Origin of the sequence: Pseudomonas sp. HMWF006 (genome assembly GCF_003061205.1) — a bacterium.
Classification (GTDB): Bacteria; Pseudomonadota; Gammaproteobacteria; order Pseudomonadales; family Pseudomonadaceae; genus Aquipseudomonas; species Aquipseudomonas monsensis.
The window spans coordinates 1-4,824 of sequence record NZ_QAIU01000601.1 but is presented as its reverse complement, the minus strand read 5'-3'; the positions used below and the strand labels follow the sequence as shown (position 1 = coordinate 4,824).

Sequence of the window (4,824 nt, the reverse complement as noted above, 5' to 3'; positions counted from 1 at the left end):
GCCGTCGGCATTAAGGAAGTACTTGGCCATATCAGGTGACTTGCGGATGACTGGATCTGATTCCAGCAGAGAGTGCAAACGCGGAGAGATCGCAAAGCCTTGCTCGGCCAGTTTGATCGCCGGTTCAAACAGCTTGGCCCATGGCAGGCGACCGTGTTGTTTATGCGCCATTTCCAGCGCGCGCAACACACCCGGTGTCCCGACCGAGCGCCCGCCGATCTGCGCCTGCGGGAACGCCATCGGTTTGCCGTCGGCCTGCAGGAACAGCTTCTCGGTGGCGCCGGCCGGTGCGGTTTCGCGACCGTCGTAGGTGCGTACCTGTTTGCCGTCCCACAGCACGATCATCGCACCGCCGCCGATCCCTGAGGATTGCGGTTCGACCAGCGTCAGCACCGCTTGCATGGCAATCGCCGCGTCGATGGCCGAACCGCCTTTGCGCAGCATCTCGCGCCCGGCCTCGGCGGCCAGCGGATTGGCGGCAGCGGCCATGTGTTTGCTGGCGTGACGGGTTTGCAGATCGGTGCGGTAACCGGAAGCGGCTTCCGGGGCCAGCGGCAAGGTCGAGGAGGGCGGGGCGTTGCACGCGGTGAGGGTCAGGGCGCTGATGATCAGCGTCAGGGCAGGCAGGCGAAAGCGGCGCAGGGGCAGGGCTGGAAACACGTGGTGCTCTCCGTCCGTGGGGTGAAAGGTCTGACGGACTTTATCGACCGCTCGGTCGCGACGCAAACCGGTGGGCATTTTTGTCTTTCTTTTCAGGGCGGATGTTCGCTAGGGTCAACCGCAAATCCGTTGAGCTGCACTGAGCACCTGTGGGAGCGAGCTTGCTCGCGAATGCGCAGTGTCAGTCGGCAGAAATGTTGAATGTACAACCGCTTTCGCGAGCAAGCTCGCTCCCACAATTACAAGATCAACAAGAGACCGATATGCACAGCGAGTTCCCCTCCGAGTCCAGCTACCGCGATCAACGCGAACAGTTCATCGCCGCCGCCAATGCCGCCGGCGCCACGCTCACTTCCTACGCACATCCACGTTGCGGGCCATTCGGCGAACCCCTGAGCACCGACGTCGCCGTGCTCGGCGATCCGCAGGCCAAACGTCGGCTGGTAGCGCTCAGCGGCACGCACGGGGTCGAGGGCTATTACGGCTCGGATTGTCAGATCGAATGGTTGAAAGCCTTCGTACCGGGCTCGCTGCCCAAGGATGTCGCGGTGGTCATGGTGCACTTGATCAACCCGTGGGGCACCGCGTGGCTGCGGCGGGTCAACGAAGACAACATCGACCTCAACCGCAATCACCTGGATTTCACCGGGCCGTTGCCGGAAAACCGCGCTTACGCCGCACTGCATGAAATCTACGCCTGCACCGATTTGAATGGCCCCGAGCGCCAACGCGCCGATGCCATGCTCGATGCGCAGATCAAAGAACACGGCTGGCCAGCGGTGATGTCGATTGTCGAGGGCGGTCAGCACAGCCATCCCGATGGCCTGTTCTACGGCGGCCGCGCGCCGAGCTGGTCGAATCGCACGTTGCACCAAATCATCGAAACGCATCTGGCGGGTGCGGAAACCGTGATGTGTTTCGACCTGCACACCGGCGCCGGTGAGTACGGTCATCCGATGTTGCTGACCATCACCCAGGCGCCGTACCCGGCACTCGCGCAAGCCCAGTCGATCTACGGTCCATGGCTTTACACCCTGCACACCGGCGCCGACACCTTGAGCGAAACCGGCGTCGCAGCGACGGCTACCGGGTACACCTCGCAGGCGTTGCTTAATGCTTTACCGGACGTGCAGTTGATGCCGTTCGTGATCGAGTGCGGGACGTATCCGGGGCCGGATGTGCATCGGCATCTGCGCGATGACCATTGGCTGCATTTGCATGGTGATCCGCTGGATGCGACGGGGAGGGGGATCAAGTTGAATCTGCTCGAGCAGTTTTATCCGGCGGATCCGGATTGGCGCGCAATGGTCGGTTTGCGCACGCGGCAGATCTGGGTGAAGGGTTTGGCAGCCCTTTCGGCAGAGAAGCCTGAGTAGATCAGGCATAGCCTTGTGGTGGGGAGGTTTATCCCCTTGCCACAAGTTCGGTGTGGTCTCGAGATATTTAAAAGCACTTACTGCTTGAAGCCCGGCAAACCCTGCGCTGCTCGCCATTCTTTTACAATTTTCGTTACGCCCTGAGGGGAGCTATCCGCACCAGGCTTCGGGTAATAGATCAGATCCGACCCAGCTGGGTGTTCGCTGATTTTCTCGAAGTGCAACAGCAGCAAGTCAGCGCGATCATCGCTTTCGGCTTCTTCATCTTCTTTAGCGAGTTCTTCCAGCAGCGCGATGAACTCGGCCTCGGTGTACTCCGAAATGCTGTTTTTCAATAACTTGTCTGTCATGGCTAACCTATTCGTTCCGGTGGATATCGATGTGGTTTCGCGGCGTGTTCACTCGCAGATTATCTACGTCGTAAACGCCGCCGCCCTCTGATATTTTTTCGAGGTGATGAAGTTCGTAAGATCTTCTACCTCCGACGCTATCGGCTTTGCGCACACGTGGTGCTTTGCCTTTACGCATACGGCCAGCGTTCTGTTTGATGAACTGATCCACCACGGCTGACTCCGAAACGGCTTTCCAAAGGGCTGCTCTGAACGAGTCGAAGCTTTTGAAGTCGCGTCCACGCAGTGAGTCTGCCACGTCCGTCGGAATTGAAACTCCTACCCCAGAGCTTGCTTCGATGAGCCATATCCCCGAAACATCCTCGCCAACCCCCGTCACTGTACCCGGCATCAGTCTGGCCGGCCTCGAAAACACCACATACAGTGACTTCAAACCAGTGTCCGCCGGGAACACCAGAATACAATCCTCGGCAGTAATGTCCTCGCCGGGCAGGCCTTCTATCTGGGTATCAGTGTTCTCGGGAATCGGATGAACAAGGATCGTGTTCAGTTGCTCGCCGTGTTCTGGATAAACCAGCGGCGGCATTGAACCGAGTGGCCCGCGTTGCGGCGTCCACAAAATCGTGATGCCGTTGAGCTTGGCCTCCATCGCAGTCTTGTCGCTGTTCCACTCGACTTTGACTGTACGCACCGAGTCATCGCCCGAAGCGCCGGAGTGGATGCCGTAAACCTGCATGACCCCTTCGGCATCACGCCGAAACTGGAAGCGCACACGAGTGGCGGCGCGGCTCATGCGGCGCAGTTGTTCATCGGTATGCAGCGTGCCGTCACCCATGCGGGTCGGCAGCATCCCGAGGACGAACACGCTGGCCGGCCCACCGGCGCCGCGAATTGCCCAGTTGAGGCGCTGTTGCAGAATGCCGCCGCCCGCCAAACGCCCCAAGGCCAGATCGGCGCCTATCGCTGTCGCGACAGCGGTGCTGGCAGAGGGCAAGAGCATGGCGCCGGCGACCATGACCTTGCCGAAGTTGCTGGCGGGTTCGGGTGCCGTACCGGCGTCCGTTCGGCACCAGTTATCCACAGTGCAGGACTTGGCGAATACCTGATCTTCGCGGGGCTTGGGCGTTGGCCATTCATCCTTTTCGACGTACACCGGCTCCGGAGGGGGAGGCGGATTCCAAGCGGCCCACGAGCCGTTCCATCTCGGACGTTCCCAAGGCCAATCTTCATCGAAGAGAGATTTGAATAGAGCCATGCCAACTCCCTGTATGGCTTTGAATCGAGCCAGGGAAGCTTGTCGGTCAATGGGGGATTCGGGCAAACCGATGGGGTAAGTTTCAGGCGCTTGGTTTTACGAAAAATCCAATTCGTACCTGAATCGGACCTGTTTCCTACGGCGCTCTCTCGGCCTGTTGATTGGCGATTGATTCAGATGAACCAGCGGTGTTTCGCGCTTGTAGTCTTTCGCTTTGGATGGAGGGCGCGTCTGAATGTTTCCTACAGATTTTTCAGGTCGACAACTTACGCGCCTTTACTTGAGGATATTTTCTGTTGTTTTTCCAGGATGGATTTCAGATGAAAAGGATGAGTCCGTTGCCAATCAACTCTATTTTCAGTCGGCCATTGTCATGAGTGTTTCCAATGAGGATCGCGATTTTCTGGTGGCGATGGGCAGTCGCATTGCTCACTTACGCACAGTGCACGAGATCACACAGACGCGGTTTGCACGGGCTTTAGGTCTTTCCCGGCAAACCTTTCAGGGCTACGAGGAGGGCACGCGCAGCATGCCGGTCACGACGCTGGTGAAGATGGCATTTGCGCTGCGCGTGCCTGTTGAAGACCTGCTCGGGGTTCCCTCGTACACGGAGACGCCCAGACGCAGCTTGACCTCGACGTGGTATCGACGGCTGCAGTCCATCAATGAGCTTTCGAAGGTCCAACAGAAGGTCATTGCGCAGATGCTCGACGCCTTGATCGCACAGGCAGGGACCAAAATGAGCGACGAACAGAAGGGTATTTTGAAGTAACCGATTACCGAGACTTTTCTCGAGGCATAAAAAAACGGCCTACCTTTCGGTAAGCCGTTTTTAGTACTTGGTGGCTACACAGGGACTTGAACCCCGGACCCCAGCATTATGAATGCTATGCTCTAACCAACTGAGCTATGTAGCCAAGTGGCGCGCATTATTCCCCTGAAATGGAAAAGCGTCAAGCGTAAATTTAAAATATTTCTTCTTATTTTCAACCGCTTATCCTCCGGCCCGCGAAATCCGGGCCGGGCGGGGCATCAACGCAGCTGAAATCTTGCGGTATTCGCGCTCAAGGCATCGCTGCCTTGACTCAAGGTGTCTGCTGCCAGATTCACCGCCCGCGCACCTTCGAGCAATCGCACAGCGGCTTGATCGACCTGCTGGATATTGGCGCTGACCTCGTCGGCG

At 58.3% G+C, this 4,824-nt stretch carries 5 protein-coding genes and 1 tRNA gene; 2 read left to right on the top strand and 4 right to left on the bottom strand.

Annotated elements, in window-relative coordinates; all coding sequences use genetic code 11:
• Positions 1-660: gamma-glutamyltransferase (locus tag DBR24_RS27920; RefSeq protein ID WP_177490695.1), on the bottom strand; the 660-nt coding region annotated here is incomplete at its 3' end.
• A 263-nt stretch (positions 661-923) separates the two neighbouring features.
• Between DBR24_RS27920 and DBR24_RS27915 the strand changes: the two genes are divergently transcribed.
• The gene (locus tag DBR24_RS27915) at positions 924-2,036 is read left to right on the top strand and encodes a DUF2817 domain-containing protein (protein WP_128616317.1); all 1,113 of its coding nucleotides are present in this window, start codon (positions 924-926) and stop codon (positions 2,034-2,036) included.
• A 77-nt stretch (positions 2,037-2,113) separates the two neighbouring features.
• Here DBR24_RS27915 and DBR24_RS27910 read toward each other — a convergent pair whose 3' ends face one another.
• Both DBR24_RS27910 and DBR24_RS27905 read right to left on the bottom strand, forming a co-directional pair.
• A complete protein-coding gene (locus DBR24_RS27910; RefSeq protein ID WP_128616316.1) occupies positions 2,114-2,386 on the bottom strand; it encodes a bacteriocin immunity protein in 273 nt (90 codons plus the stop codon).
• Between the two features lie 7 nt (positions 2,387-2,393).
• Positions 2,394-3,641 (bottom strand): S-type pyocin domain-containing protein, encoded by a 1,248-nt coding sequence (locus DBR24_RS27905; protein WP_128616315.1) that lies wholly within the window; start codon positions 3,639-3,641, stop codon positions 2,394-2,396.
• 235 nt (positions 3,642-3,876) lie between these two features.
• Between DBR24_RS27905 and DBR24_RS27900 the strand changes: the two genes are divergently transcribed.
• Positions 3,877-4,413, top strand: a complete 537-nt coding sequence (locus DBR24_RS27900; protein WP_128616314.1) for a helix-turn-helix domain-containing protein — start codon at positions 3,877-3,879, stop codon at positions 4,411-4,413.
• A 68-nt stretch (positions 4,414-4,481) separates the two neighbouring features.
• Here the strand turns inward: DBR24_RS27900 and DBR24_RS27895 are convergent.
• Positions 4,482-4,558, bottom strand: a tRNA-Met gene (locus tag DBR24_RS27895).
• Positions 4,559-4,824 lie beyond the last annotated feature (266 nt).